The following is a 26706-nucleotide window of genomic DNA, read 5'->3' as shown; positions in this document are numbered from 1 at the left end:
TGCTACCCTACTTCTTCTTGGCTTCTTTTCTAACCACATTCTCGTCAGAATATCTGACACCCTTGCCTTTGTAAGGCTCAGGCGGACGATACGCTCTGATTTTTGCGGCAACCTGGCCTACCTGTTGCTTATCACTGCCTCTGATAATAATATCGGTCTGAGTAGGCGTTTCAACAGTAATACCGGCTGGCACTTCAAAATCAACAGGATGTGAAAAGCCAAGTGACAGGCTGAGGATATTTTCTTTCGCTTGTGCTCTGTAACCGACACCAACCAGTGCTAGTTTCTTTTCAAAACCAACCGATACACCTGACACCAGATTGTTAATAATTGCTCTGGCCGTACCCGCTTGTGCTGTCGCCTTTTTATCGTCTTTATTCCACACTACCGATAATACGTTATCAACGATATCAACACTAACGGCAGAATTCAAGGTATGGGACAACTGTCCTTTACTACCTTTTACAATCATGTTGTTGCCCTCTAGCTTTACCTCTACTCCGCTAGGAATAGTGACCGGGGCTTTCGCAATTCTTGACATAATCTAGCCTACGTTAACAAACAGTACAGATAACTTCACCGCCATGCCCAATAGCACGCGCAGCTCGGTCAGTCATCACACCATTCGATGTTGATACAATAGCGATACCCAATCCACCAAGTACTTTAGGTAACTCATCTTTTGATTTGTAAATACGCAAACCAGGTCTACTTATTCTTTTGATGTTCTCAATAACTGGCTTACCTTTATAATATTTCAGCTCAATCAACATCTCAGTATGACTGCCTGTTGTTTCGGTACTGAAATCAGCAATATAGCCTTCATCTTTAAGTACTTTAGCAATCGATACCTTCAATTTTGACGAAGGTTGTTTTACGTTCTTTTTGCCTGCAGACTGACCGTTTCTTATCCGGGTTAACATGTCTGCTATAGGGTCTGTCATGCTCATTATTCATTATCTCCAAACTGATCCAACAGATTACCAACTCGCCTTAACGACACCAGGAACATCACCGCGCATTGTGGCTTCTCTCAGCTTATTACGGCTTAAACCAAATTTACGATAATACCCGTGTGGGCGACCTGTCAAATTACAACGGTTACGGATACGTGTAACGCTGGAATCTCTCGGCAACTTCTGAAGTTGTAGTTGAGCTGTCTCTTTATCCTCAAACGAAGTGTTTGGGTCTCTGATAGTTTCTTTTAAAGATTTACGCTTAACGTCGTATTTCTTCACAAGTTGCTTACGCTTGGTTTCACGCGCAATCATTGATTTCTTTGCCATTGTGCTGCCCTTTAGTTTTTAAGTGGAAAATTAAAAAGCTTTAACAACGCCAAACCTTCTTCGTTGGTTTGAGCCGTGGTAGTAATAGTAATATCCATACCACGCAGCACATCAATCTTGTCGTAATCAATTTCAGGGAAGATGATTTGCTCTTTAACACCCATCGAGTAATTACCACGTCCGTCAAAACTTTTAGAACTCAAGCCTCTAAAGTCGCGGATACGCGGGATAGCAATACTGATCAGACGATCCATAAATTCATACATTCTATCGCTGCGTAATGTCACTTTACAACCTATAGGCATATCGTCACGGATTTTAAAACCCGCAATTGATTTTCTCGCCAAGGTAATCACTGGCTTTTGGCCAGCAATTTTTTCCATGTCATTGAGTGCAGATTGCAACACTTTTTTATCAGCAACCGCGCCGCCAACACCCATATTCAGGGTAATTTTAGTCAACCGTGGTGCTTGCATAACCGATTTGTAGGAGAACTGCTCCATTAATGCGGGCAGTACGGTTTCTTTATATACAGTTTCTAGTCTAGCCATTATTCTCTACACCTTATACATCGACGAGGTCATTCGTGGACTTGAAATATCTGACTTTTTTGCCATCGTCCAAAAATCTAAAACCAACACGATCTGCTTTTTTAATAGCGGGATTGTACAGACCGATATTGGAAATATTAATAGGCATGTCTTTAACGACAATGCCGCCATCGATATTTGCATTAGGATTCGGTTTCTGGCTTTTTTTGACTTGATTGATTCCTTCAACCAGCACCGTATTGTTTTTCAATATTTTAACGACTCTACCGCTCTTACCTTTATCCTTACCGGTACGAACAATAACATCATCGCCTTTTTTAATTTTTTGCATCGTTTAGTTTCCCACTTATAAAACTTCAGGAGCTAAGGAGATAATTTTCATAAATTTCTCACCTCTAAGCTCACGGGTCACAGGGCCAAATATACGCGTACCCAATGGCTGCAAATTATTATTAAGGATAACAGCCGCATTACCATCGAAGCGAATCACGGAACCATCTGATCTACGCACGCCTTTTGCTGTTCTCACAACTAGCGCATTGTAAACCTCTCCTTTTTTGACTCTGCCACGAGGAATCGCATCTTTAATACTGACTTTAATAATATCGCCTATGCCCGCATAACGTCTATGCGAACCGCCTAATACTTTGATACACATGACCTTTTTTGCGCCGCTATTATCAGCAACGTCAAGGTTAGTTTGCATCTGAATCATGATTTATTCCCGCACTTAAAATGTAAACAGTTTTACTACTACTTATTTAGTGCTTTCTAAAACTTGCACTAATTTAAAAGTTTTGTTCTTGGACATCGGACGGCAAGAAGTAATTGCCACAACATCACCTTCTTTACAAACATTTTCCGCATCGTGTGCCATAATTTTGGTTGAACGCTTAATATACTTACCGTAGACAGGGTGCTTGACAACACGCTCTACCAGTACTGTAATCGTTTTATCCATTTTATTACTGACAACGCGACCAGAAATGGTTCTCAGTGCAACGGTGTTTTCAGCTGTATTTTCACTCATTTTATGCGCTCGCCATTTCTTTCAATAGTGTTTGGATACGTGCAACATCCCGTCTGACTTTTTTTACTTGGTCAGGTTTGGTCAGTTGTCCAGTACCTTTTTGCATTCTAAGATTGAAGCGCTCACGAGATAAGTCGAGCATCATAGCACCCAACTCGTCTTTTGATTTCTGACGTAGTTCACTTGCTTTCATTACATTATCGTCCGGGCGGTAAAAAGAGTCTTTAAGGGTAATTTGGCGGCTGCCAAGGCAAAAGCTTCACGAGCCATCTCTTCAGAAACACCTTGAATCTCATACAGCATAGTGCCAGGTCTTACTTGAGCAACCCAGTATTCTACACTACCTTTCCCTTTACCCATACGTACTTCCAAAGGTTTTTTGGTAATAGGCTTATCAGGAAAAATTCTTATCCACAATTTACCACCACGCTTAACATGACGTGTAATGGTACGGCGAGCAGATTCAATTTGTCTTGCGGTAAGTCTGCCACGACTAACAGATTTAAGTCCGTATTCGCCAAAGCTTACCGATGAACCACGAACAGCGATACCATTATTACGGCCTTTGTGCTGTTTACGGAATTTTGTTCTTTTAGGTTGAAGCATGTCTCTTTTCCTTCAACTATTTCTTTGTGTCAGCGTTAATTGAGGCGATATGCGATTCCATATCAAATACCTCACCTTTGAATATCCATACTTTCACGCCGATAATACCGTAGGTGGTATTGGCTTCAGCAGTGGCATAATCGATATCCGCTCTTAATGTATGTAACGGCACACGACCTTCGCGATACCATTCGCTGCGGGCAATTTCAGCACCGTTCAAACGACCACCCACATTAATTTTGATGCCTTCAGCACCTAAACGCATGGAGTTCGTCACAGCACGTTTCATAGCACGACGATACATTACTCGTTTTTCAAGCTGTTGTGCAACGCCTTCTGCTACTAGCAATGCGTCTAACTCAGGCTTTCTAATTTCTTCAACATTCAGTTGTACAGGCACGCCTATCATTTTTGATATGGCTTGTCTTAACACATCAATGTCTTCACCTTTTTTACCAATAACAATACCTGGACGTGCGGTATGTATGGTGATATTAGCGTTATTTGCTGCCCGATTGATTTGAATTCGGCTCACAGAAGCATGTGCTAATTTCTTTCTTATGAATTCTCTGACCGTTAAATCTTGGTGCAAAAACACCGAATAATTTTGGCTGTCCGCATACCATCTTGAATTCCAATCCTTGACAATACCAAGGCGTATGCCTATTGGATGTACTTTCTGACCCATTTTCGCCTCTATTCGAATGCTGCAACTTTAATTGTAATATGACAGGTTCTTTTCAGAATGTGATTTGCGCGGCCTTTAGCACGTGCTTTAAATCGCTTCATGGTGACACCCTCATCGACAAAGACCGTTGAAACTTTCAACTCATCAATATCGGCACTTTCATTGTGCTCAGCGTTGGCAATAGCAGATTCCAAAACTTTCTTGAAAACTACTGCGGCATCTTTAGAACTGAACTTCAAAGTATTGAGTGCTTTTTCAACAGGCAGTCCGCGTATTTGATCACCTACCAAGCGTGCTTTTTGAGCAGACATGGGGGCATTTCTTAGTTTTGCTGAAATTTCCATCGCCACCTACCTTGATTTTTTATCAGCCACATGGCCTTTGTATGTGCGAGTAGGGGCAAATTCACCTAACTTATGCCCAACCATATTCTCAGAGACTAGCACGGGAATATGCAATTTGCCATTATGGACAGCGATAGTTAATCCCAGCATGTCTGGCAAAATCATCGATCTTCTTGACCATGTTTTAATCGGTTTCCTGTTATTGCTGGCAACAGCATCTTCCACTTTTTTGAGAAGGTGATGGTCAACAAAAGGACCTTTTTTAATTGAACGCGGCATGTATGTTCTCTCTACTTCTGTTTACGACGTCTGATGATCATATTATCAGTGCGTTTGTTTTTTCTTGTTTTATAACCTTTGGTTGGCATACCCCAAGGCGACACCGGATGCCTACCACCCGACGTACGACCTTCACCACCACCGTGTGGATGGTCAACAGGGTTCATAACCACACCGCGAACGGTAGGCCTAACACCACGCCATCTCGACGCGCCTGCTTTACCAAGTGATGCCAAGTTATGTTCTGAGTTGGACACTTCACCGATCACTGCTTTACAGTCAGCCATCACTTTGCGCATTTCGCCAGAGCGTAAACGTATAGTGGCATGCGCACCGTCTCTTGCAACCAATTGTACCGAAGTACCTGCGCTCCTTGCAATCTGAGCACCCTTACCAGGCTTGAGCTCAACGCAATGCACTGTGGTACCCATAGGAATATTACGCAGTGGCATACAGTTACCGGTCTTAACTGGCACATTGTCCGAAGAAATAATTTCTTGACCTACTGTAAGACCTTTAGGTGCGATAATATAACGACGCTCACCGTCCTTAAATAAAATCAGCGCAATATTGGCTGTTCTATTCGGATCATATTCCAAGCGCTCTACTACTGCGGGAATGTCTGTTTTATTTCTTTTAAAATCAACAATACGGTAGTGCTGCTTATGACCACCACCAATATGACGTGTAGTAATACGCCCTTGGTTGTTTCGACCACCCGTTTTACTTTTTTTACTTAATAATGGTGCATAAGGCTTACCTTTATGCAACTCATCATTCTTGATGCGGATTACAAACCGAGATCCTGGTGATGTCGGTTTTGACTTTACGATCGCCATGCTTTCTACCGTTTCCTATTGATCTTTCTTTAAATTAATCAAGCACCAGAGAACTGTATGTCGAACCCAGGCTTAAGTTTAACATAAGCCTTCTTCCAATCAGACCTACGGCCTACCGAACGACCAAACTTTTTCTCTTTACCTTTAACGTTTAACACCTGAACGGATTCAACTTCAACGCTAAACATGATCTCTACTGCACCTTTGACTTGCTTTTTAGTCGCGGCTTTCAATACTTTAAATACGACTGTATTTCTATTTTCCGCAACAAAGGTACTTTTTTCAGATATCAATGGTGCCTGCAAAACACCTGCTAAATGATATTGATTGACACTCACGCTAAACTCTCCTGAACTTGCTTCAAAGCACCGGGGGTTGCAATCACTTTATCAGATGAAATCAACAACACCGGATTCAAATTGGCTGCCGCAACCACTTCCACATAAGGAATATTACGTGACGCTAAAGCCAGGTTTGCATCGATACTTTCAACAACCAATAACACTCTTTTGGCATCAACTGATTTCAACTTCTCAACTAATACTTTGGTTTTAGGCGTATCCAGAGACATATCGCTACTGACGACCAAACGATTTTGCCTTAACAACTCAGACAGAATAGACCGAATGGCTGATCTAAACATTTTTTTATTCAGCTTTTGATCATAACTTCTAGGTCTTGCAGCAAAAACGATACCACCGGTACGCCAAATCGGACTACGTGTTGTACCGGCTCGTGCACGGCCTGTGCTTTTCTGACGCCAAGGTTTAATACCGCCACCACTAACATCGGAGCGTGTTTTTTGTGCTTTTGTACCAGCACGCGCATTCGCCATATATTTAACAACTAACTGATGCACCAAAGTTTCATTAAATGGCTGACCAAAAACAGCTTCAGAAACATCTAAGCTTTTAACGGAATCTTGTGCATCTAAAGCTGGAACTTGCAAACTCATATCTTAACCTTTATTCCGCATTTTCATTGCCGGCGTGATAATGACATCACCGCCTTTAGCACCGGGAACAGCTCCCCTCACCAGTATCAAGCTTCTGGCTGTATCTATCGAATGTATCGTTAGATTTTGAACGGTTGTTTTCCGAGCACCCATGTGGCCTTCCATTTTCTTACCCTTGAAAACACGGCCTGGTGTTTGGTTCATACCGATAGAACCTAACACTCTGTGTGACCGTGAGTTACCATGAGTTGCATCCTGCATACTGAAATTATGCCGTTTTACACCACCTGCAAAACCTTTACCAATACTTCTGCCTTGTGCATCGACCACCTGCCCCGCCGCAAAAATATTTAAAGACAACTCCGAACCTGCTGTTAAATCAGCGCCTTCGCCATCTTCAAGCCTAAATTCCCATAATCCACGTCCGGCAGTCACATTAGCAGCAGCATAATGACCAGCCATCGGCTTATTAACGTGTGAAGATTTTTTATCACCTGCAGCAACTTGAATGGAACGATAGCCATCCACATCTACAGTCTTGACCTGAACCACGCGGTTCGAATCAATACTAAGCACAGTCACCGGTACAGACGACCCATCTTCACAAAAAACCCTAGTCATACCGCATTTGCGACCAATAAGACCTATTGACACAACCAATTCCCCTAAACTTAGTTCAACTTGATTTGAACATCGACACCGGCTGCAAGATCCAATTTCATCAATGCATCAACGGTCTTTTCTGTTGGCTCAACAATATCCAACAGCCTCTTGTATGTTCTTAATTCATATTGATCTCTGGCATCTTTATCGACATGCGGCGAGACCAAAATGGTAAAACGCTCTTTCTTAGTAGGCAAGGGAATCGGACCTTTTACTTGGGCACCGGTTCGTCTTGCTGTTTCTACTATCTCACCAGCCGATTGATCAATCAACTTATGATCGAATGATTTCAAACGGATTCTGATAGTTTGATTAGACATATTGTTTACTCGACTATTGATGCAACAACACCAGCACCGACTGTTCTACCACCTTCACGGATAGCAAAACGCAGACCTTCTTCCATAGCAATGGGTGAAATCAGTGTAATAACAACAGAAACGTTATCACCAGGCATCACCATTTCTACGCCTTCAGGGAGTTTTACAGCACCGGTTACGTCAGTGGTTCTAAAATAGAACTGCGGACGGTAGCCATCGAAGAACGGCGTATGACGACCACCTTCATCTTTAGACAACACATAAATTTCAGAATTAAATTTTGAATGCGGTTTAATACTTTTTGATTTTGCTAATACCTGACCACGCTCAACGTCATCACGCTTGGTACCTCTTAACAACAAACCCACGTTATCGCCAGCTTCACCTTGATCAAGCAGCTTACGGAACATTTCTACGCCAGTAACCGTTGTGGTGACTGTAGGCCTAATACCAACAATTTCAATTTCTTGACCAACTTTGATAATACCACGTTCAATACGACCGGTAACAACAGTACCACGACCAGAAATAGAGAATACGTCTTCAACTGGCATCAAAAACGCCAAATCCACTGCTCTTTCTGGCATTGGAATATAACTGTCTAATGCTTCTACTAGCTTAACAACGGAATTAAAGCCCATATCTGTTGGCGTTGCGCCGCTAGTAGCTTCGTCTAACGCCATTCTGGCAGAACCAGTAATAATAGGTGTATCGTCGCCAGGGAACTCATATTTATCCAGCAACTCTCTTAATTCCATTTCGACCAATTCAAGCAATTCAGCATCGTCAACTAAATCAGCTTTATTCAAATAAACCACAATGAACGGTACGCCAACCTGTCTGGATAACAAAATGTGCTCACGGGTTTGTGGCATTGGGCCATCCGCCGCTGAACAAACCAAAATAGCGCCGTCCATTTGCGCCGCGCCGGTAATCATGTTTTTTACATAATCAGCATGTCCTGGGCAATCAACATGAGCATAATGACGTGCTGTTGACTCATATTCCACGTGAGAAGTCGCAATCGTAATACCACGCGCACGCTCTTCAGGTGCATTATCAATCTGATCAAATGCTTTAACAGCACCACCGTGCAATTTTGCCATTACCGATGTTAAAGCTGCTGTTAAAGTAGTTTTACCGTGATCGACGTGGCCAATTGTGCCTACGTTTACATGTGGCTTACTACGTGAAAATTTTTCTTTAGCCATGAGTCAATACCTTTATGTTACATTCAATGTTATGAAGATTTTTTTATGATCGCTTCTGCAATATGCGTGGGCGTTTCATTATATTTTTCAAACCGCATACTGTACGTAGCTCTACCTTGTGTCACCGAGCGCAGATCTGTTGCATAACCAAACATTTCCGCTAGCGGCACTTCGCAGCCAATTGCCTTACCTGATGGAATATCATCCATGCTCTGAATGACACCGCGTCGGCGGTTAATATCACCCACCACATCCCCCATATAATCTTCAGGGGTGGTAATTTCTACTTTCATAATAGGCTCTAACAAGACAGGCCTTGCATTTCTTGCGCCTTCTCGAAACGCCATAGAAGCTGCAATTTTAAAAGCCATCTCGTTCGAATCAACATCATGATAAGAACCATCAAACAAAGTCACTTTTACGTCCAACACTGGATAACCTGCAAGAACCCCACTTTTTAGCTGTTCTTGTATGCCATTATCAACTGCCGGAATATATTCTTTAGGGACAACAGCGCCAGCAATTTCGCTGACAAATTCGTATCCTGTACCCAACTCTTTAGGCTCAATCCGTAACCAAACATGACCGTATTGACCACGACCGCCGGATTGCCTGATAAATTTGCTTTCTTGCTCAACTTTATCTCGAATTGTTTCCCTGTAAGCCACCTGAGGTGCGCCAACATTCGCTTGCACACTAAATTCCCTTTTCATGCGATCAACTATAATTTCAAGATGCAACTCACCCATCCCTGAAATAATAATTTGACCCGACTCGGCATCTGTATGCACTCTAAACGATGGATCTTCCTGCGCTAATTTAGCCAACGCAACAGCCATTTTATCCTGATCGCCTTTGGTTTTAGGCTCAACAGCGACCGAAATAACCGGATCAGGAAAATCCATGCGTTCTAAAATTATGATGCTCTTAAGATCACACAGGGTTTCACCTGTCGTCACGTCTTTAAGACCAATCGCTGCGGCTATATCACCCGCATAAACTTCTTTAACTTCTTCTCGGCTATTAGCATGCATTTGAACAATGCGACCAATGCGCTCTTTTTTCTTTTTTATCGGATTATAAACACTATCACCAGAGCTTAATACGCCCGAATAAACCCTGAAAAATGTCAACATTCCGACAAAAGGATCAGCAGCAATTTTGAATGCCAACGCTGCAAAAGGCTGATCATCAGAAGCAGGTCGACATGCTTCCGTCACCTCGTCATCCAAAACACCCTTAATAGCAGCAACATCATTCGGCGCAGGCATATAATCTATAATCGCATCCAACATGGCCTGAACACCCTTATTTTTAAAGGCCGAGCCACACAGCGCAGGAACAATTTCATTAGCAATGGCTCGAACGCGAATACCATGCCTAATCTCATCAACCGTTAGATCACCCTCTTCAAGGTATTTTTCGGTTAATACCTCTGTTGATTCCGCAGCGGCTTCAACAAGGCGCTCACGCCACTGCTCACATAATGACTGCATGCCCGACGGTATTTCTCTTTCTTCAAAGACCATGCCGTTACTGGCATCATCCCAGTAAATCGCACGCATCTTGATAAGATCAACCACGCCCTCAAAACTATCTTCAGCGCCTATAGGCAACTGCATAACAACAGGACAAGCTCCTAAACGCGTACCAATCTGATTAATAACTCTCAAATAGTCAGCACCTACGCGATCCATTTTGTTAATAAAAACCAACCGTGGAACGCGGTACTTATCCGCTTGCCGCCAAACTGTCTCTGATTGTGGCTCAACACCGCCGACAGCACAAAAAACTACACAAGCTCCGTCCAAAACTCGCAACGAACGCTCAACTTCAATCGTAAAGTCAACATGTCCAGGTGTATCAATAATATTGATACGATGCTGATCATATTGACCCGCCGAACCACTCCAAAAACATGTTGTTGCAGCCGAAGTAATGGTAATACCTCGCTCTTGCTCTTGCTCCATCCAATCCATGGTAGCAGCACCATCATGCACTTCACCCATCTTATGCGAAACGCCCGTATAATAGAGTATTCGCTCTGTCGTTGTCGTCTTACCTGCATCAATATGCGCCATGATGCCAATGTTTCTATAACGACTTACTGGTGTTTTACGCACAAGCTAAGTAAAAAATATTTCTATGTACAAAAACTTACCAGCGGTAATGCGAGAAAGCTTTGTTTGCTTCGGCCATTCTATGGGTATCTTCACGCTTTTTAGCGGCAGTTCCTCTGCTTTCAAAAGCGTCCATCAATTCACCTGCCAATTTGGCTGACATAGTTCTTTCATTTCTTTTTCTAGACGCATCAATCAACCAGCGCATCGCCAAAGCCAATCGCCTGGAAGGACGAACCTCTACCGGTACCTGATAAGTAGCACCACCCACACGACGAGATTTAACTTCGACACGCGGCTGAACGTTTTCTAAAGCCTTAGACAAAACCTCTAAAGGCTCCGCATGACCCTTCTTTTCAATGAAATCTAAAGCACCATAAACGATGCCTTCAGCAATCGATTTTTTTCCGCTCTCCATGATCATATTCATAAACTTGGTCAGCATAACGCTACCAAATCGTGGATCTGGAATAATTTCTCTCTTTGTAGCAACTCTTCTTCTAGACATTTTTCACCAACCAACTACTTGCCCTTAGGCCGTTTTGTTCCATACTTAGAGCGACCGCATTTTCTGTTATTAACACCAGAAGAATCCAGGCTACCGCGTACAACGTGATATCGAACACCAGGCAAATCTTTAACACGACCGCCTCTTATCAGAACCACGGAATGCTCCTGAAGATTATGCCCTTCACCACCGATATAACTACTTACTTCAGCGCCGTTGGTCAATCTGACCCTGGCTACTTTACGCAATGCAGAGTTTGGCTTTTTTGGTGTCGTAGTATAAACACGAGTACAAACACCTCTGCGCTGAGGACAAGCCTCTAAAGCGGGGACGTTGCTTTTTTCTATTTTCTTAGCACGTGGCTTACGAACCAACTGGTTAATCGTGGCCATATTTCTTTTTACTCCGAATATAAATTTAACTATCAGCCAATTACAACAATTGCTTCTCGTTACAATTGTCGACGACCAGACGAACCCAGACTCGGCTTAAGAACGTTAGCTAATGTGAGCTGGACATATTACTTCTTTATTTTTTTCAGGTCAAGTTGATTTTTTGTAAAACTCGACTTACCGGCGTTTTATCGCCAGTTTTAATTTATTTTTGTGGCATTAACTCATCAACAATAATCACAAACAGACTTATTACTTACGGCTTATGGCTGGTTACTCACTATAACAACTACCCTAAGCCGTGAGCTTTAATTACACATTAAATATTTAACGCTTGTTTCAATGCTTCTTCCACATCACCTGAATCTACAACAGTAGTAACTTCAGTTTCAACCATTTGACTTTGCATCAAGCGATTTTTCCTCGCTTCATGATAGGCTAAGCCTGTTCCAGCTGGAATCAATCGACCGACAATAACATTCTCTTTCAAACCTTGCAAACTGTCACTTAAACCGCGCACAGCCGCATCCGTTAACACGCGTGTAGTTTCTTGGAAAGATGCTGCCGATATAAAAGATTCAGTCGCCAAAGAAGCCTTAGTGATGCCTAGCAAAACAGACTCATAACTGGCTGGGATTTTACCTTCACGCTCAGCCTTGTCATTTTCTTCCCGCATCGCCGCACGCTCGATTTGCTCACCTTTCAAGAAACTGGTGTCGCCTGACGCAGTAATTTCAACTTTTCGCAGCATTTGACGAATAATCGCTTCAATATGCTTATCATTGATTTTTACACCTTGCAAACGGTAAACATCTTGTATTTCTTTAACAAGATAATTGGCTAATTCTTCAATACCTCTCAATCGCAAGATGTCATGCGGCGTTAATTCACCTTCAGCAATGGTTTCACCTTTTTCAACAAATTCACCTTCAAAAACGGTGATATGCCGCCATTTCGGTATCAAGGTTTCAATTTGCTCACCCGCCGCATCAGTAATAATAACCCGTTGCTTACCTTTGGTTTCTTTACCAAAAGAAATCGTACCGCTGGTTTCCGCCAAAATTGCTGGATCTTTGGTTTTGCGTGCCTCAAACAAATCCGCTACCCGTGGTAAACCACCAGTAATATCGCGAGTTTTACTGGATTCTTGTGGAATTCTGGCTAAAACGTCACCAACTTTTACTTCGCCACCATCTTTAATACCGGCAATAGCGCCCGCAGGTAAGAAATATTGCGCCGGAATTTCAGTGCCCGCCAAATAAATAGTGCCACCTTCCTTATCCAGTAACCGCACCATAGGCCGTAACTCTTTACCCGCGCTACCACGCTGCTTAGGATCAGTAACGACTAATGAACTTAAGCCAGTGACTTCATCATTTTGTTTTTGTACCGTAACACCATCAACAAAATCTTTCAGCTCAACAATACCATCCACTTCAGTAATAACTGGATGCGTATGCGGATCCCAAGTAACAATGATGTCACCAGCATTAATTTTACTACCCTCTTGTACAGATAACACCGCACCATACGGGATTTTATAGCGCTCTCTTTCACGGCCATAATCGTCAACTAAACCGACTTCACCCGATCTTGATACAGCGACTAAATTACCCTCTCTATTCTGTACCGATTTTAAATTGTTAAGACGCACAGTACCGGAAGATTTGACCTGCACATTGCTAATCGCTGCCGACCGTGATGCCGCACCACCAATGTGGAAAGTACGCATAGTTAACTGTGTACCCGGTTCGCCAATAGACTGCGCCGCGATAACACCCACCGCTTCACCAATATTAACCAAATGACCACGACCCAAATCGCGCCCATAACAGGCTACGCAAACACCATGACGGTTTTCACAGGTAATAATGGAACGCACTAAAATCTGGTCAATACTGTGCTCTTCGAGTACGGAAACCCATTGCTCGTCCAACAAAGTACCTAGCGGCACAATAACCGTCTCCCCTGCCCCATCCATGACATCGCTAACCGTAACACGGCCTAACACACGCTCTGACAAAGGCTCAACAACATCGCCGCCTTCAATGATGGGTGTCATAATCAAGCCATTAGCGGTACCACAATCTTTGCCAGTAATCACCAAATCTTGTGCCACATCCACCAATCGACGTGTTAAGTAACCTGAGTTAGCGGTTTTCAGCGCCGTATCCGCCAAACCTTTACGCGCACCATGTGTCGAAATAAAGTACTGTAATACGTCCAAACCTTCTCTAAAGTTGGCGGTGATCGGTGTTTCGATAATCGAGCCGTCTGGTTTAGCCATCAAACCACGCATACCGGCCAACTGACGAATCTGCGCCGCTGAACCTCTCGCGCCAGATTCGGCCATCATAAAGATAGAGTTGAACGATTTTTGTTTGACGGTATTGCCATTAGCATCAACAACCGACTCTTCACCCAAACCGTCCATCATCACTTTAGCAACTTGATCGTTGGCATGCGACCAAATATCGACAACCTTATTGTAGCGCTCGCCGTCTGTTACCAAACCTGAAGCATACTGGCTTTGGATTTCGTTCACTTCCATATCAGCCGCAGCAATAATGTCGGCTTTTTTAGCCGGTATCGCCATGTCTTCAATACCAAACGACACACCAGAAATAGTCGCATATCTAAAACCTAGATACATCAACTGATCCGCCAACACCACGGTATCTTTATTACCTAAATAGCGGTAACTGTAGTTAATTAACCGTGAGATATTTTTCTTGGTCATATCACAGTTAACCAACTCATACGGCATGCGATCGGGCACGACTTCCCAAATCAGGGCACGACCCACTGTGGTTTCAACACGATGGGTTTTATTAACGGTTTCACCGCTGTCGTTAACGACTTTTTCAGTGATGCGCAACTGGATTTTGGATTGTAATTCAACCATCTTACATTCCAGTGCTTTATGCACTTCACCGACATCCACGAAGATACTGCCATCGCCTCTGGCGTTAATTTTTTCACGACTGATGTAATAAAGCCCTAATACCACGTCCTGAGATGGGTTAATAACAGGCTCACCGTTAGCGGGTGACAAAATGTTATTCGTCGCCATCATCAAGGTACGTGCTTCTAACTGCGCCTCAATAGACAATGGAATATGCACGGCCATCTGATCGCCGTCAAAGTCAGCGTTGAACGCGCTACACACCAAAGGATGCAGTTGTATGGCTTTGCCTTCAATTAAGATAGGCTCAAACGCTTGAATACCCAATCTGTGCAACGTGGGTGCGCGGTTGAGTAAAATAGGGTGCTCACGAATGACTTCTTCGAGAATATCCCATACCTCCGCACCTTCACGCTCCACCATTTTCTTAGCGGCTTTGATGGTAGTCGCTAAGCCTCTAAACTGCAACTTGCTAAAAATAAACGGCTTGAACAACTCCAAAGCCATTTTTTTAGGCAAACCACACTGATGCAATCGTAAAGTAGGCCCTACCACAATAACCGAACGCCCTGAATAATCAACGCGCTTACCCAACAAATTCTGACGGAATCGGCCTTGCTTACCCTTGATCATATCGGCCAAGGATTTCAAAGGTCGCCTGTTAGTGCCGGTAATGGCACGGCCACGACGGCCGTTATCCAGCAAGGCATCGACAGATTCTTGCAACATGCGTTTTTCATTACGGACAATAATGTCCGGCGCACTCAAGTCTAATAAACGGTTTAAACGGTTGTTACGATTAATAACGCGGCGGTACAGATCATTCAAGTCCGAGGTTGCAAAACGGCCACCATCCAACGGTACTAACGGGCGCAATTCAGGCGGCAACACCGGCAACACTTTCAAAATCATCCATTCAGGGCGATTTTTAGAGGTGAGCAAGGCTTCCAGCACTTTAAGACGCTTGGCGTATTTTTTAATTTTTGTTTCAGAGTTGGTCGCGTCAATTTCTTCACGCAGTACAGCCACCTGCTCTTTCAAATTAATCGCACGCAACAAATCATAAATGGCTTCCGCACCCATTTTGGCGACGAAATCATCGCCGTATTGTTCAACCGCATCCAAATATTCATCGTCGGTCAGCAACTGGCCTTTATCTAACGGTGTCATGCCTTGGTCTAAAACCACGAAAGATTCAAAATACAGCACGCGCTCAATTTCGCGCAGCGTCATATCGAGCAACAAGGCAATTCTGGACGGCAATGATTTTAAAAACCAGATGTGCGCAACAGGGCTAGCCAGATCAATATGACCCATACGCTCACGACGCACCTTAGACAGCGTGACTTCAACGCCGCATTTTTCGCAAATCACACCGCGATGCTTTAAACGCTTGTATTTACCGCATAAACATTCGTAATCACTGACAGGACCAAAAATTTTGGCACAAAACAAACCGTCGCGTTCCGGTCTAAAAGTACGGTAGTTAATGGTTTCTGGCTTTTTTACTTCACCATACGACCAAGAACGGATCATATCCGGTGAAACCAACCCGATAGAAATCCCATCAAAGTCGTCTGCACGACCTTGACGTTTTAAAAAATTCATCAAATCTTTCAATGGCTTATCCTCTTTAAATAGTTTCTGGCAGTTCCCAGAACTGGCTATCACACAATCTCAAACTAACAGGGCGTAACTACTCCCGATCTAATTCAATATTGACAGCCAATGAGCGGATTTCTTTAATCAAAACGTTAAACGATTCCGGCATACCGGCTTCCATTTTATGATCACCATCAACAATATTTTTGTACATACGGGTTCTACCGGTGACATCGTCAGATTTCACCGTCAACATTTCTTGTAAGGTATAAGCCGCACCATAAGCTTCCAGCGCCCACACTTCCATTTCCCCAAAGCGCTGACCACCGAATTGGGCTTTACCACCCAAGGGCTGCTGCGTCACCAGACTGTAAGGCCCTGTAGAACGCGCGTGCATTTTGTCATCCACCAAATGGTTCAATTTCAGCATGTACATATAACCGACAGTCACTTCACGCTCAAACGGTTCGCCGGTTAAGCCATCATAAAGGGTGACTTGGCCATGTTCTGGCAAATCGGCCAAACGCAACATGGTGCGAATTTCATCTTCACTCGCGCCATCGAATACCGGCGTTGCCATCGGTACACCAGCCACCAGGTTGGCGGCCATTTCCAGAATTTCCTGATCGGTAAACGAATCCAAATCTTCTTTACGGCCGCTGCTGTTATAGATTTTATCCAAATATTCACGGATGGCAGTGACTTTGGCTTTTTCTTGATCATACTGAGTTTCCAGCATTTTACCGATCTTGATACCTAAACCTTTGGCTGCCCAACCCAAATGGGTTTCCAATACCTGACCTACGTTCATACGTGACGGTACGCCTAATGGATTCAACACGATATCGACAGGGTTACCATCAGCGGTGTACGGCATATCTTCAATCGGTCTAATCATGGAGATAACACCTTTGTTACCATGACGGCCAGCCATCTTATCGCCCGGTTGTATACGACGTTTAACCGCCAAATACACCTTAACCATTTTAAGCACGCCCGGCGGCAAATCGTCGCCCATAGTGATTTTCTTACGTTTTATCTCAAATTTTTCGTCAAAATTTTTGCGTTGTTGCTCAATCTGTACGGACACGGTTTCAAGCTGGAGATTAATGTCTTCATCTTCCATTTTGATTTTTAGCCATTCTGAATGTTTTAACCCATTCAAATACGCTTCAGTAACAGACGTACCCGCCTTCAACTGCGCCGCACCAGATAATGCAGGCTTACCAATCAATAGCTTGGCAACACGGGCAAAAATATCGCCTTCGAGAATTTTAAGCTGATCATCCAAATCTTTACGGTAACGCTTAATTTCTTCATGCTCAATATCCAGCGCACGCTTGTCTTTTTTGACACCGTCGCGGGTAAACACTTGCACGTCAATTACCGTACCTTCAATGCTGCTCGGCACACGTAAGGAGGTATCTTTTACATCGGCGGCTTTTTCGCCAAAAATAGCACGTAATAATTTCTCTTCCGGTGTTAACTGGGTCTCACCTTTCGGTGTTACCTTGCCCACCAGAATATCGCCACCTTTGACTTCAGCACCGACATAAACGATGCCTGACTCATCCAACTTGGACAACGCTTCTTCGCTGACATTTGGGATATCGGCAGTAATTTCTTCTGGGCTGTGTTTGGTATCACGCGCAACACAGGTCTTTTCTTCAATATGAATAGTGGTAAAGCGATCTTCTTTAACCACGCGCTCAGACACCAGTATCGAATCTTCGAAGTTATAGCCATTCCACGGCATGAAGGCAACGAGCATATTTTGCCCTAGCGCCAATTCACCCATGTCGGTGGACGGACCATCCGCCATAATATCGCCGGCACTGACTAAATCACCCGGCTTAACCAATGGTTTCTGGTTAATACAGGTATTTTGATTCGAGCGGGTATATTTAATCAGATTGTAAATATCAACGCCTGAAGTACCGGTTTCAGTTTCAGTATCGTTGACACGTACCACGATACGCGCCGCGTCCACCACTTCAACACGACCACCCCGTTCAGCCACCACGGTTACGCCGGAATCTTTAGCTACCGTTCTTTCCATACCCGTACCCACTAAAGGTTTTTCAGCCTTTAAGGTAGGTACAGCCTGACGCTGCATGTTTGATCCCATCAACGCACGGTTAGCATCGTCATGTTCCAGGAACGGAATGATGGAAGCCGCTACCGATACAATCTGCTTGGAGGACACGTCCATGTATTGCACGGTATCCGACATCGCCAAGGTAAATTCGTCTTTATGGCGGCATGACACCAAACCATCAACCAATTTGCCACTGGCATCAACCGCCACACTGGCCTGCGCGATAACAAACTCACCTTCTTCGATAGCTGAAAGATAATCAACCTTATCGGTGACTTTGCCATCAATTACTTTACGGTACGGCGTTTCCAAGAAACCATAATTATTGGTACGCGCATACACCGACAAGGAATTGATCAAACCAATGTTGGGGCCTTCCGGCGTTTCAATCGGACACACACGGCCATAATGCGTTGCATGTACGTCACGCACTTCAAAACCGGCACGCTCTCTCGCCAAACCACCAGGCCCTAAAGCCGATACGCGGCGTTTATGGGTAACTTGCGATAAAGGATTGTTTTGATCCATAAACTGCGACAACTGGCTGGAACCAAAAAACTCCTTAACCGCCGCCGATACCGGCTTGGCGTTAATAATTTCTTGTGGCATCAAGCCTTCAGAATCAGCCAGAGTCAGTCTTTCTTTGACCGCACGTTCAACCCGCACCAAACCAACGCGGAATTGATTTTCAATCATTTCACCCACCGAACGTACACGTCGGTTGCCTAAATGATCGATGTCATCAACGTTACCATTACCGTTACGGATATTAATCAGCTCTTTCAGAACATCAATAATATCGTCTTTGGTTAAGGTACCTGTACCAACAACTTCTTGACGACCTAAACGGCGATTGAATTTCATCCGGCCGACCGCTGATAGATCATAGCGTTCATCAGTGAAAAACAGGTTCTGGAATAAGTTTTCGGCAGATTCTTTGGTCGGTGGCTCGCCAGGACGCATCATGCGATAAATTTCAACCAACGCTTCCAATGAGTTAGTGGTCACATCCAAACGCATGGCGTTGGACATGTAAGCACCATTATCCAGATCATTAACAAACAGCGTGTTAATATCAGTCACACCCGCTTCGATACAACGGTCTATAATTGCGCTGGTCATCTCGTCATTCACATTAGCAATTAATTCGCCAGTGCTTTTGTCGATCAGATTATGGCCTAAAATTTTACCGACTAAATATTCCCTAGGCACTTCTACTGTAGTCAAACCTGACTTATTCATATCACGAATATGCTTGGCGGTAATTCTGCGTCCTTCTTCCACCAACACGCGATCTTCGTGTTTAATGTCAAATGCCGCAATTTCGCCACGCATTCTTTCAGGAATGAGATGGAATAAACATTTACCAGCCGTCACTTCAAATTTATTAGTATCGAAGAAAATCTTAATTATTTCTTCGTTGTCGAAACCTAAAGCGCGCAGCAATATAGTCGCCGGAATTTTGCGGCGACGATCGATACGTACAAACACGCAATCTTTGTGGTCAAATTCAAAATCCAGCCACGAACCACGGTAAGGAATAACGCGGGCATTAAACAGTAATTTTCCAGACGAATGGGTTTTGCCCTTATCGTGATCGAAAAATACACCAGGGGACCGATGTAGCTGGGACACAATTACCCGCTCTGTACCATTAATAACAAACGTACCGTTATCTGTCATTAAGGGCAGCTCACCCATGTAAACTTCTTGCTCACGAATGTCTTTGACCACTTTGGCAGCCACAGGCGCATCTTTGTCATAAATGACTAGTCTTACCAATACACGCAGCGGCGCTGCATAAGTCGCGCCTCTTTGTTGGCATTCTCTGACATCAAAAACCGGCTCTCCCAAGCGGTATTTAACATACTCAAGAACGGCGTAACCTGAATGGCTATCAATAGGGAAAACGCTGGAAAATGCTGCGTGTAATCCGCTATCTAAGCGCTTTTCGGGCTTAGTACCTGACTGTAAAAAGTCAGCGTATGAGTTAATTTGAGTCGCTAGAAGATAGGGAACTTCAAGTACTTCGGTACCTTTCCCAAAGTTATTACGAATACGCTTTTTTTCGGTAAAAGAGTAGGACATATCGCTTCCAAACCTTTTGGTCATGAATTATTTTGACTGTCTATCCGCTGCAAACAGTAAAAGGCCGGCGACGAAACCGCCACCAGCCACAGTTGAATCTAAGGCTTAGCCTTATATTGGTGTCAAAATTATTTAATTTCGACGGTAGCGCCCGCTTCTGTCAATTGCTTCTTGACATCTTCAGCTTCAGCTTTAGATACGCCTTCTTTCAATGTTGTTGGCACACCTTCAACCGCGTCTTTAGCTTCTTTTAAGCCAAGACCCGTGATACCACGTACCGCTTTAATAACAGAAACTTTATTATCGCCGAAAGATGTCATGATAACATCAAATTCAGTTTGCTCTTCAACCACAGCCGCAGCCGCAGTAGGTGCTGCTGCAACAGCAGTAGCGGCAGATACGCCAAATTTCTCTTCCATTGCAGAAATCAAATCAACGATTTCCATAACGGTCATCTTCGAGACTGCATCCAAGATGTCTTCTTGTGCTAGTGCCATTGTATTTTTTCCTCTAAATATATTTTTAAACTGATTTAAACAAGAAAACTACGCAGCTTCTTGCATCTGATCTCTGAGAGCCGCCAAAGTACGCGCCAGTTTCTCTGTAGGTGCTTTCATCACCGACATCAACATAGCAATACCTTGATCGCGTGTCGGCAAGCTGGCCAACCGCGCAAGCTCAGTTGCACCGTAGCTTTGCCCGCCGATAGCAACTATCTTGGTCACTAACTTATCATGAGTTTTAGCAAAATTACTGATTAATCGCGCCGCTGAGCCTGGATCATCCATTGAAAACGCCAACAACAACGGCCCAACCATAGCTTCTTGCATACATTCAAATTCAGTGCCTACTACCGCACGCCTAGCCAGTGTATTTTTGACAACACGTACATAAACACCGGTTGATCTGGCAATTTTACGCAACTCGGTCAATTCTGTCACTGACAAGCCCCGGTATTCAGCAGCTACCGCAGAATGCGCTTTCGCAGCATATCCGGCAACTTCTTCTACCACAACTTTTTTACTGTCTAAATTTAGAGCCACACAACCCCCGTACCTCTGAATTATTAAATGCATCATTAAAAGATGCCCCTAACGGTATATCCACTCATTTGCTTAAGTGTACCGCCTGCGTAGGAACACGAACTAAGCCGTGTATTAAGTTTTGCAACACCTACGGTCTTTGACGGTTACCGTTAAAACGGCAACCCAAAGTTTTTTATCATGTTTACTTAATTAGTAAGGCCGCTCGCATCCAACCACAAACCAGGTCCCATTGTGGAAGACAAGGTGATTTTTTTAATGTAAATACCCTTCGCCGCAACCGGTTTCATTTTTTTCAAATCAGCTAGCAAAGCATCCAAATTACCTTGAATCGCTTCGACATCAAAAGCTACTTTGCCTAACGTACAATGAATAATACCCGCTTTATCAGTACGGTAACGCACTTGACCCGATTTTGCATTTTTTACAGCAGTAGCCACATCAGCAGTAACTGTACCTACTTTAGGGTTAGGCATTAAACCTCTAGGACCTAATATTTGGCCTAATTGACCGACAACACGCATTGCATCTGGAGACGCAATAACCACGTCGAAATTCATTTCACCTTTTTTAACTAAATCACCCAGATCATCCATACCGACGATGTCGGCACCCGCAGCCCTGGCAGCATCAGCATTTGCACCTTGTGTAAACACCGCCACGCGTACTGTTTTACCAGTACCATTGGGCAATACTGTTGCGCCACGTACGTTTTGATCAGATTTACGTGGGTCAACACCTAAGTTAACACTCACATCAATTGATTCAGAGAATTTTGTTGTAGCCAATTCTTTCAATATTACAATCGCATCAGCAACAGAATACTGTTTTGTGCTATCGACTTTTTGTTTAATCAACTTTGCTTTTTTTGTTAACTTAGCCATTATAAGCCCTCCACGTTCAGACCCATGCTACGCGCACTGCCTGCAATTGTTTTAATAGCAGCGTCTAAACTGGCAGCGTTCAAATCTTCCATTTTAGTTTTAGCAATTTCTTCTAATTGTGCCACAGTCACTGTGCCCACTTTTTTGGTATTAGGATTGCTGCTACCGCTTTTTATACCCGCTGCTTTCTTCAATAAGATAGAAGCCGGTGGCGTTTTGGTAATAAAAGTAAAGCTGCGGTCACTGTATACGGTGATAACAACTGGCAAAGGCAGGCCTTTCTCAACATCTTGGGTTTTGGCGTTAAACGCTTTACAAAACTCCATGATATTTACACCGCGCTGACCTAATGCAGGCCCTACGGGTGGACTAGGATTCGCTTCACCTGCTTTCACTTGCAGCTTTATATACGCCGTTATTTTTTTTGCCATTACCTACTCCAATGTGGGTGCAAACGCCAAAAAGGCTCCCCTGTAAAAGTCTTACCCGATCGGGCAAGACAACAATCGAACAGTTTAACTTTTTTCTACTTGATTAAAACTTAATTCAACAGATGCCGAACGCCCAAAAATAAGCACGGATATCTTCAATTTACTTTTTTCGTAATTTACTTCTTCGACGACACCGTTAAAATCTTTAAACGGCCCATCAATAACTCTTATAACTTCGCCTGCTTCAAACAGAGTCTTTGGACGAGGTTTATTAACCCCTTCTTCAACTCTATTCAGTATAGACATCGCTTCTTTTTCAGAAATAGGTGCCGGACGATCCGAAGTCCCCCCTATAAAACCTAATACTTTTGGCACATCTTTAACCAAATGCCATGTTTCGTCAGTTAATTCCATTTGCACTAAGACATAACCGGGAAAAAACTTTCTTTCACTTTTGCGCTGTTGACCCATGCGCATTTCCACAACTTCTTCTGTGGGAACTAAAATTTTGCCAAAATAGCGATCCAACCCTTCTCTTTTTACTCGCTCTTCCAAAACCTGTTTGACCTTACTTTCAAAATTAGAGTAAGCATGAACGACATACCAACGAAGAGCCATACAGTTAAACCCCTTGACCAGTCAAAAAACGCACACCCCAAAACAAAAACATATCCAACAACCACAGCATAAAACCCACAACAAAAACCATCGCAAATACCATCATGGTAGTACGTACGGTTTCATCACGGGTAGGCCAAACGACCTTTCTAACTTCTTGCTTAGACTCTGCCATAAACGACAATAAATTACGACCAACACCCGTGGTCATAACCACACCCACAACGATAGCAGCAACCACCAGCAAGCCGATAACGCGGTATAAAAGCTGAACGTCGGACCAATGGTAAAAGGCGAATATACCGAAGACTAATAAAACAACGGAAATGACTTGCTTCGCGACATCAAAATTTGCTGTCGGCGTTTCTGCTTGAGTATTCATGCGTTATTGATTATGAGATAAATAAATTGACTAGTTTTGTCTGAATGGCAGGCCAGGAGGGTCTCGAACCCCCAACCAACGGTTTTGGAGACCGCCATTCTACCAATTGAACTACTGACCTATTCAGACAAACCTTACGGAACTTACTTATATTATACTAATTGAATTGATTATTCAACTAGTAGCAATATACGGAGAGGATACTTGTTTTAAATACCCTCAATAAAACGCAAAACACTAACTGGAGCTCATAACCGGATTTGAACCGGTGACCTCTTCCTTACCAAGGAAGTGCTCTACCGACTGAGCTATATGAGCCTAATGTGTGGAGCGGGTGATGGGAATCGAACCCACGTGATCAGCTTGGAAGGCTGGAGTTCTACCATTGAACTACACCCGCAATTCAAATGCGCTTGAAGAATGGTGGAGGGGGGAGGATTCGAACCTCCGAAGGCAGAGCCGGCAGATTTACAGTCTGATCCCTTTGGCCGCTCGGGAACCCCTCCTAATTGAGATTAGTTGATCATTATGAGCCATAAAACCCACGCTGTCAAACTATATTTTATTTAAGTGTTCATTTTATTCATGACCGCAGACAGATTACCGGCAACAATCTCAGGCATAAAGCTTATTGCCACATCAAAGGTCGTATCTATCATATTCCAATCACCTTTAGAAGGCTCAGACAATACAAAATCAGCAACAACTCTTCCTGGCACAGGACGGCCGACCCCTATCCTCAATCGATAAAAATCTCTGGAGCCTAGCTGAGCGATAATATCACGCAAACCATTATGCCCCGCATGACCACCGTCTTTTTTAAGCCTCACCACGCCCACATCAAAATCTAATTCATCATGCACAACCAGAATTTCTTCGGGCAATAGTTTGTAATATCTGGCCACTTTACCGACAGAATAACCACTACGATTCATGAAGGTTTCCGGCTTTAGCAGCATACATTTATGCGCCCCAAAAAAACCTTCTGTAAACAATGCTTGAAATCTAGCTTCTTTAAGCCAAACTCCACCACAGCCTGCTGCCAATCTATCCAAAAATAAAAACCCGGCATTGTGCCGGGTTTTTTCATACTGTCGACCTGGATTACCCAGCCCCACTACCAACTTAATCATGAACTCAACGGACTTTTTACTAAGCCGCGCCTTCTTCTTTAGTTGCTCTGGATGCCATCATCGATACCACGGGTAGATCATGATCTGGCCCTTGAGATAAAGCAACAATTTCAACGCCTACCGGCATAACCAAATCAGAAAGATGCAAAGACGCACCCACATCAAGGTTAGCCATATTGACTTCAATATATTCTGGCAACGCGGAAGGCAAGCAAGATACTTCAACATCAACCAAAGAATGCGCGGCTATGCCACCTTTCTTGCCACCAATAGATGTACTTTCGTTAATAAAATGCAAAGGTACATGCACTTTAACAAACTCAGCCATGTTAATACGCAAAAAATCCAAATGCAAAATCTGAAATCTTGCTGGATTACGCTGCACACCTTTCAAAATAGCTTTTTCAGTTTTTCCGTCAACCGTCACATCTAAAATATGAGAATATACAGCCTCATGACTCAGGTGCTTAATAATTTCATTATGATTTAGCACGATCATTTGAGGATCAAGATGCCCACCATAGATCACCGCTGGCACATTACCTTTACGACGCGATCTTCTCGCAGCACTTTTACCTGATTGCCCACGACTCTCAGCGACAAATTCAAACACGTTAGACATTTTTCCCTCTCAAATCAATGCCCGAAAGCATAATCATAAAACTTATCAATCTACATAAAGCGAGCTAACCGATTCACCCGCCGCCATACGCCTTATTGTTTCAGCCAACATCTCTGCTACACTTAATCGCCTTATTTTCCTGCAATCCAAAGCCGCTTGACTTAACGGTATGGTATCAGTAACCACCAACTCATCAAGGTCGGAAGCATTTAAATTTTTCAGAGCAGCACCCGACAACACCGCATGCGTACAATAGGCCACTACTTTAATAGCACCGTGCTTTTTTAAAGCGTGCGCAGCATGACACAAGGTGCCTGCCGTATCAACTAAGTCATCAACCAACACACAAGAACGGCCATGCACATCACCAATGATATGCATAACCTCGGCAACATTTGCCTTAGGCCTACGTTTGTCTATGATAGCCAAATCCGCATCATCCAAGCGTTTTGCCAAAGCTCTTGCCCTGACCACGCCACCGACATCCGGAGAAACAACCATAAGATTCTTATATTGCTGCCGCCATACATCACCCAATAACAACGGGGATGCATAAACATTATCTACCGGTATATCAAAGAAACCTTGAATTTGATCTGCGTGCAAATCAACCGTCAAAACGCGATGCGCACCAGCCTGCTCAATCATCTGAGCGACCAGCTTAGCTGTAATAGGTACTCGAGCAGAACGTGAGCGCCTATCTTGCCTTGCATACCCGTAATAAGGTATAACCGCAGTAATACAGGCTGCTGATGCACGCTTGAGCGCGTCAATCATCACCAGCAATTCCATTAAATTTTCGTTGGTAGGTGAACACGTTGGCTGAATAACGAAAATGTTTTTACCACGTACATTTTCTTGAATCTCAACGACAATTTCACCATCGCTAAAACGCCCAACCGACGCCATGCCTAAACGCATATTTAGCTTTTTAACTATTCCATTCGATAAAGCCAAATTAGCATTTCCAGAAAACACCATCATCGCGGTGTCACTCATTTGGCACTCCAAAGGACTTTTTATGAAGATAGTGGCTGGGTCGCAAGGATTCGAACCTTGGTATGCGGAGATCAAAACCCCGTGCCTTACCGCTTGGCGACGACCCAAT

At 43.7% G+C, this 26706-nt stretch carries 32 protein-coding genes and 5 tRNA genes; all 37 read right to left on the bottom strand.

The window, feature by feature from the left end; all coding sequences use genetic code 11:
• Positions 1-7 precede the first annotated feature (7 nt).
• The 37 genes from rplF to CRENPOLYSF2_RS17575 all read right to left on the bottom strand — a co-directional run bounded on the left by rplF (position 8) and on the right by CRENPOLYSF2_RS17575 (position 26704).
• On the bottom strand, positions 8-541 hold the full coding sequence (gene rplF, locus CRENPOLYSF2_RS17755) for a 50S ribosomal protein L6 (protein WP_087145286.1): 534 nt from the start codon (positions 539-541) through the stop codon (positions 8-10).
• Positions 542-554: 13 nt separating this feature from the next.
• The gene (rpsH, locus tag CRENPOLYSF2_RS17750) at positions 555-950 is read right to left on the bottom strand and encodes a 30S ribosomal protein S8 (RefSeq protein ID WP_087145285.1); all 396 of its coding nucleotides are present in this window, start codon (positions 948-950) and stop codon (positions 555-557) included.
• A gap of 30 nt (positions 951-980) precedes the next feature.
• On the bottom strand, positions 981-1286 hold the full coding sequence (gene rpsN / locus CRENPOLYSF2_RS17745; protein WP_087145284.1) for a 30S ribosomal protein S14: 306 nt from the start codon (positions 1284-1286) through the stop codon (positions 981-983).
• Positions 1287-1297: 11 nt separating this feature from the next.
• Entirely contained in the window at positions 1298-1837 is a 540-nt protein-coding gene (rplE, locus tag CRENPOLYSF2_RS17740; protein ID WP_087145283.1) for a 50S ribosomal protein L5, read from the bottom strand.
• A gap of 13 nt (positions 1838-1850) precedes the next feature.
• A complete protein-coding gene (gene rplX / locus CRENPOLYSF2_RS17735; RefSeq protein ID WP_087145282.1) occupies positions 1851-2168 on the bottom strand; it encodes a 50S ribosomal protein L24 in 318 nt (105 codons plus the stop codon).
• A gap of 15 nt (positions 2169-2183) precedes the next feature.
• Complete coding sequence (gene rplN, locus CRENPOLYSF2_RS17730) at positions 2184-2552, bottom strand: 50S ribosomal protein L14 (protein WP_087145281.1); 369 nt, start codon at positions 2550-2552, stop codon at positions 2184-2186.
• Between the two features lie 42 nt (positions 2553-2594).
• On the bottom strand, positions 2595-2867 hold the full coding sequence (gene rpsQ / locus CRENPOLYSF2_RS17725; protein ID WP_087145280.1) for a 30S ribosomal protein S17: 273 nt from the start codon (positions 2865-2867) through the stop codon (positions 2595-2597).
• A 1-nt stretch (position 2868) separates the two neighbouring features.
• On the bottom strand, positions 2869-3060 hold the full coding sequence (gene rpmC / locus CRENPOLYSF2_RS17720) for a 50S ribosomal protein L29 (protein WP_087145279.1): 192 nt from the start codon (positions 3058-3060) through the stop codon (positions 2869-2871).
• Entirely contained in the window at positions 3060-3473 is a 414-nt protein-coding gene (gene rplP / locus CRENPOLYSF2_RS17715; protein ID WP_087145278.1) for a 50S ribosomal protein L16, read from the bottom strand. Before rplP ends, rpmC begins: the two co-directional genes overlap by 1 nt.
• A 16-nt stretch (positions 3474-3489) precedes the next feature.
• Positions 3490-4161 (bottom strand): 30S ribosomal protein S3, encoded by a 672-nt coding sequence (gene rpsC / locus CRENPOLYSF2_RS17710; RefSeq protein ID WP_087145277.1) that lies wholly within the window; start codon positions 4159-4161, stop codon positions 3490-3492.
• An 8-nt stretch (positions 4162-4169) separates the two neighbouring features.
• Complete coding sequence (gene rplV / locus CRENPOLYSF2_RS17705) at positions 4170-4505, bottom strand: 50S ribosomal protein L22 (RefSeq protein WP_087145276.1); 336 nt, start codon at positions 4503-4505, stop codon at positions 4170-4172.
• A gap of 6 nt (positions 4506-4511) precedes the next feature.
• Entirely contained in the window at positions 4512-4784 is a 273-nt protein-coding gene (rpsS, locus tag CRENPOLYSF2_RS17700; protein WP_087145275.1) for a 30S ribosomal protein S19, read from the bottom strand.
• Between the two features lie 11 nt (positions 4785-4795).
• The gene (gene rplB / locus CRENPOLYSF2_RS17695; RefSeq protein WP_087145274.1) at positions 4796-5623 is read right to left on the bottom strand and encodes a 50S ribosomal protein L2; all 828 of its coding nucleotides are present in this window, start codon (positions 5621-5623) and stop codon (positions 4796-4798) included.
• Between the two features lie 38 nt (positions 5624-5661).
• Positions 5662-5961 (bottom strand): 50S ribosomal protein L23, encoded by a 300-nt coding sequence (gene rplW / locus CRENPOLYSF2_RS17690; protein ID WP_087145273.1) that lies wholly within the window; start codon positions 5959-5961, stop codon positions 5662-5664.
• Positions 5958-6578 carry a 50S ribosomal protein L4 gene (gene rplD, locus CRENPOLYSF2_RS17685; RefSeq protein WP_087145272.1) on the bottom strand — a complete coding sequence of 207 codons (621 nt, stop codon included), beginning with the start codon at positions 6576-6578 and terminating at the stop codon, positions 5958-5960. The genes rplW and rplD overlap by 4 nt, the downstream gene beginning before the upstream one ends.
• A 3-nt stretch (positions 6579-6581) precedes the next feature.
• Positions 6582-7232, bottom strand: coding sequence for a 50S ribosomal protein L3 (rplC, locus tag CRENPOLYSF2_RS17680; protein ID WP_087145271.1), 651 nt, complete (start codon positions 7230-7232; stop codon positions 6582-6584).
• Between the two features lie 17 nt (positions 7233-7249).
• Positions 7250-7561, bottom strand: a complete 312-nt coding sequence (rpsJ, locus tag CRENPOLYSF2_RS17675) for a 30S ribosomal protein S10 (protein WP_087145270.1) — start codon at positions 7559-7561, stop codon at positions 7250-7252.
• Positions 7562-7566: 5 nt separating this feature from the next.
• The gene (gene tuf / locus CRENPOLYSF2_RS17670) at positions 7567-8772 is read right to left on the bottom strand and encodes an elongation factor Tu (RefSeq protein ID WP_087145269.1); all 1206 of its coding nucleotides are present in this window, start codon (positions 8770-8772) and stop codon (positions 7567-7569) included.
• A gap of 29 nt (positions 8773-8801) precedes the next feature.
• Complete coding sequence (fusA, locus tag CRENPOLYSF2_RS17665; protein ID WP_087145268.1) at positions 8802-10853, bottom strand: elongation factor G; 2052 nt, start codon at positions 10851-10853, stop codon at positions 8802-8804.
• A gap of 76 nt (positions 10854-10929) precedes the next feature.
• Positions 10930-11400 carry a 30S ribosomal protein S7 gene (gene rpsG / locus CRENPOLYSF2_RS17660; RefSeq protein ID WP_087145267.1) on the bottom strand — a complete coding sequence of 157 codons (471 nt, stop codon included), beginning with the start codon at positions 11398-11400 and terminating at the stop codon, positions 10930-10932.
• Between the two features lie 14 nt (positions 11401-11414).
• Positions 11415-11792 carry a 30S ribosomal protein S12 gene (gene rpsL / locus CRENPOLYSF2_RS17655; RefSeq protein WP_087145266.1) on the bottom strand — a complete coding sequence of 126 codons (378 nt, stop codon included), beginning with the start codon at positions 11790-11792 and terminating at the stop codon, positions 11415-11417.
• A 319-nt stretch (positions 11793-12111) separates the two neighbouring features.
• On the bottom strand, positions 12112-16305 hold the full coding sequence (rpoC, locus tag CRENPOLYSF2_RS17650; protein ID WP_087145265.1) for a DNA-directed RNA polymerase subunit beta': 4194 nt from the start codon (positions 16303-16305) through the stop codon (positions 12112-12114).
• A gap of 88 nt (positions 16306-16393) precedes the next feature.
• Positions 16394-20485: a DNA-directed RNA polymerase subunit beta gene (gene rpoB, locus CRENPOLYSF2_RS17645; RefSeq protein ID WP_087145264.1), complete on the bottom strand. Its 4092-nt coding sequence runs from the start codon at positions 20483-20485 to the stop codon at positions 16394-16396.
• A 128-nt stretch (positions 20486-20613) separates the two neighbouring features.
• Positions 20614-20982, bottom strand: a complete 369-nt coding sequence (gene rplL / locus CRENPOLYSF2_RS17640; RefSeq protein ID WP_087145263.1) for a 50S ribosomal protein L7/L12 — start codon at positions 20980-20982, stop codon at positions 20614-20616.
• 48 nt (positions 20983-21030) lie between these two features.
• Positions 21031-21528, bottom strand: coding sequence for a 50S ribosomal protein L10 (rplJ, locus tag CRENPOLYSF2_RS17635; protein WP_087145262.1), 498 nt, complete (start codon positions 21526-21528; stop codon positions 21031-21033).
• A gap of 188 nt (positions 21529-21716) precedes the next feature.
• Positions 21717-22412 carry a 50S ribosomal protein L1 gene (gene rplA / locus CRENPOLYSF2_RS17630; RefSeq protein ID WP_087145261.1) on the bottom strand — a complete coding sequence of 232 codons (696 nt, stop codon included), beginning with the start codon at positions 22410-22412 and terminating at the stop codon, positions 21717-21719.
• On the bottom strand, positions 22412-22843 hold the full coding sequence (rplK, locus tag CRENPOLYSF2_RS17625; RefSeq protein ID WP_087145260.1) for a 50S ribosomal protein L11: 432 nt from the start codon (positions 22841-22843) through the stop codon (positions 22412-22414). Before rplK ends, rplA begins: the two co-directional genes overlap by 1 nt.
• 84 nt (positions 22844-22927) lie before the next feature.
• A complete protein-coding gene (gene nusG / locus CRENPOLYSF2_RS17620) occupies positions 22928-23461 on the bottom strand; it encodes a transcription termination/antitermination protein NusG (protein ID WP_087145259.1) in 534 nt (177 codons plus the stop codon).
• Between the two features lie 4 nt (positions 23462-23465).
• Positions 23466-23843, bottom strand: a complete 378-nt coding sequence (gene secE, locus CRENPOLYSF2_RS17615) for a preprotein translocase subunit SecE (protein ID WP_087145258.1) — start codon at positions 23841-23843, stop codon at positions 23466-23468.
• 45 nt (positions 23844-23888) lie between these two features.
• Positions 23889-23964 (bottom strand) — tRNA-Trp (locus CRENPOLYSF2_RS17610).
• Between the two features lie 121 nt (positions 23965-24085).
• Positions 24086-24161 (bottom strand) — tRNA-Thr (locus CRENPOLYSF2_RS17605).
• An 8-nt stretch (positions 24162-24169) separates the two neighbouring features.
• Positions 24170-24243: transfer RNA gene (locus CRENPOLYSF2_RS17600), tRNA-Gly, on the bottom strand.
• A 21-nt stretch (positions 24244-24264) separates the two neighbouring features.
• Positions 24265-24349: transfer RNA gene (locus tag CRENPOLYSF2_RS17595), tRNA-Tyr, on the bottom strand.
• Between the two features lie 60 nt (positions 24350-24409).
• Complete coding sequence (gene pth / locus CRENPOLYSF2_RS17590) at positions 24410-24976, bottom strand: aminoacyl-tRNA hydrolase (protein ID WP_087145257.1); 567 nt, start codon at positions 24974-24976, stop codon at positions 24410-24412.
• 19 nt (positions 24977-24995) lie between these two features.
• Complete coding sequence (locus CRENPOLYSF2_RS17585; RefSeq protein WP_087145256.1) at positions 24996-25598, bottom strand: 50S ribosomal protein L25/general stress protein Ctc; 603 nt, start codon at positions 25596-25598, stop codon at positions 24996-24998.
• A gap of 45 nt (positions 25599-25643) precedes the next feature.
• A complete protein-coding gene (locus CRENPOLYSF2_RS17580; protein ID WP_087145255.1) occupies positions 25644-26597 on the bottom strand; it encodes a ribose-phosphate diphosphokinase in 954 nt (317 codons plus the stop codon).
• A 32-nt stretch (positions 26598-26629) separates the two neighbouring features.
• Positions 26630-26704 (bottom strand) — tRNA-Gln (locus CRENPOLYSF2_RS17575).
• Positions 26705-26706: the final 2 nt, after the last annotated feature.

This window comes from Crenothrix polyspora (genome assembly GCF_900163755.1).
GTDB lineage: Bacteria > Pseudomonadota > Gammaproteobacteria > Methylococcales > Methylomonadaceae > Crenothrix > Crenothrix polyspora.
This window is presented reverse-complemented; position numbering and strand designations above follow the sequence as displayed.